Below are 2,285 nucleotides of genomic sequence, written 5' to 3'. Positions count from 1 at the left end.
CGTTTGCCGCGTTCTGCGTTATTGCATCGGCGACTTTTTCTATATTACACCTCTAACCCTTAATCGTCAACATGTTTTTCTAAAAAACTTCATTTTTTTAAAAATCCTATTTACGTTATTAATTTATCTATTTATATACCTCTTCTATAAGAATAGATAAGCAACCCATGAAACGCTCTATGGGTTGCTATTCCATCATAAAAACTATTGTTCTTTTGAAGGTACAGAACAACTTTCATCCGTACAAGACATATCGCTTCCACCCTCTGAAGAAAGCTCTTGTAACTTAGATGCAGGATTCTCTTCTTCCCAAACTTGCTGAAGTGCACCGACAAAAGTTTCAAGTGGTTGCGCACCTGAAATAGCATACTTTTGATTAATAATAAAATAAGGTACTCCTGAAATTTGATATTGCTGAGCAATCGCTTCATCAATTCTAACATCATTTGCATATGCACTTTTATCATTAATAACACGTAAAGCTTCTTGCTTATCTAAACCTGAAGCTTCAGCAATAGTAGCAAGCGTATCCACATCACTTAAATTTTTCGATTCAGTGAAATATGCAAAAAGTAGATTTTCCGTAATCTCTTTTTCTTTCCCTTGATCCTTTGCAAATTTAGCAAGACGATGCGCATCAAATGTGTTCGTCGGCTTCATCTCATCAAAATTAAAACTTAACCCCATACTAGCTGCATGATTGCCTAATTGTATATTATTACGCTTAGCTTCTTCAATACTAATCCCATACTTTGATGCAAGTACTTCATTAATACTTGTTCCAGAATAAATTGGAGCATTTTGATCTAATTCAAAACTTTTAAACTCGACTTCAACATCCTTCTTATGCGGAAATTGCTCTAAAGCCATTTCTAATCTACGTTTCCCAATATAGCAAAATGGGCATACAAAATCTGACCATACTTCAATTTTCATAGAAACACCTCATTAACATGTAGTTTTCAATTATTGTAGCATTGGCAATAAGGAATTCAAAAATTTATGCTTCAAACCTTATATACCACAAACTAAAATGAGTTTTTAAATAGAAAAAACGATAATCAAAAGTATAAAAACACTTCCTTCTGATTATCGTATATACAAATCTAAAACAATCTAATTACGCTGGAATGTATCTCCCCACGAACTTCCATACGGTATTCCAATATTTATTCGAATCTACCTTCTCGGCTTCTCCATGTCCAGCACCTGGAACAATTAATTTCTCTTTTTCTACTTTTGCAGCATTATATACTTCATCTAACATTTCATAGGGAACGAATGTATCAGCATCCCCATGAATAAATAGCATCGGTGTTTTACTTTTCGCTACTTGTTTTACAGCTGAAGCTTCTTCTAAATCATATCCAGCTCTTAATTTTGTAACTGTATTTGCCGCATTCATAACAGGAAACTTTGGCAAATGGAATAAATCTTTTAGTTGATACGTAAATTCATCAATAACAGTTGAGTATCCACAATCTTCAATAATAACTTTAACGTTAGAAGGTAACTCTTCACCTGAAGTCATCATTACAGTTGCTCCCCCCATTGAAACACCAAAGAGTGCTATTTCAGCATTAGGGTCTTTCTGTACAATTTGTTGAATCCACATCAAAATATCTTTACGATCGTGCCAGCCCATCCCTATATAATTGCCTTCACTATTTCCATGCCCACGAAGATCTGGCGCTATGACGTTATATCCTTCTTCATAAAAATTCCGGATATATTTCGTCATTTTCAATGCCTTACTATCATATCCATGAACTACAATTGCCCATTTATGGCTAGATTGTTCATTCATATATTCATAACCTGTTAATTTCAACTTATCAAAAGAATTTATGTGTAGTGTATTAGGTTTATGATTTGAGACAAAGCTCGCATCCTTTTCTTCATTTGTAGCGAACATACCTCCCGATGCATTCACTGTTTCCACTAAGTGAGGATTATCCTCTAAAAATTCTTTCTCTTGTTTCGCATTCAACGCATAATTATAAAAATAATTCCCGACTAACATATAAGTAATTGCTAGAAGAACTAAAACTACTATAGTAATTACACCTATCTTTTTCATATTATCTCCTTTTTCAAAATTAAATCTTCTTATATTCAAGTACTCAAAAAAACAACTGCACTATTTTAACACATCAACAGATTGCTTCTACAAAAAATAAAATAAAAAATCTTAAACTACACATCAAAAATGATGAAAGAAAATGAATATGAGAGGGTCAAAAGAATAAGGATTACTTACTTGAGGCTGATAAGAAGTTTAAAAC

General features: G+C 33.0%; 2 protein-coding genes. Both read right to left on the bottom strand.

Annotated elements, in window-relative coordinates; all coding sequences use genetic code 11:
- Positions 1 to 204: 204 nt before the first annotated feature.
- Positions 205 to 936: a DsbA family oxidoreductase gene (locus tag ILT06_RS32075; protein WP_064475995.1), complete on the bottom strand. Its 732-nt coding sequence runs from the start codon at positions 934 to 936 to the stop codon at positions 205 to 207.
- A 184-nt stretch (positions 937 to 1,120) separates the two neighbouring features.
- Entirely contained in the window at positions 1,121 to 2,080 is a 960-nt protein-coding gene (locus ILT06_RS32070; RefSeq protein WP_088046851.1) for an alpha/beta hydrolase, read from the bottom strand.
- Positions 2,081 to 2,285 lie beyond the last annotated feature (205 nt).

The organism is Bacillus sp. 17RED48 (assembly GCF_019837545.1).
In the GTDB taxonomy this organism is placed as follows: Bacteria; Bacillota; Bacilli; order Bacillales; family Bacillaceae_G; genus Bacillus_A; species Bacillus_A wiedmannii.
This window is presented reverse-complemented; position numbering and strand designations above follow the sequence as displayed.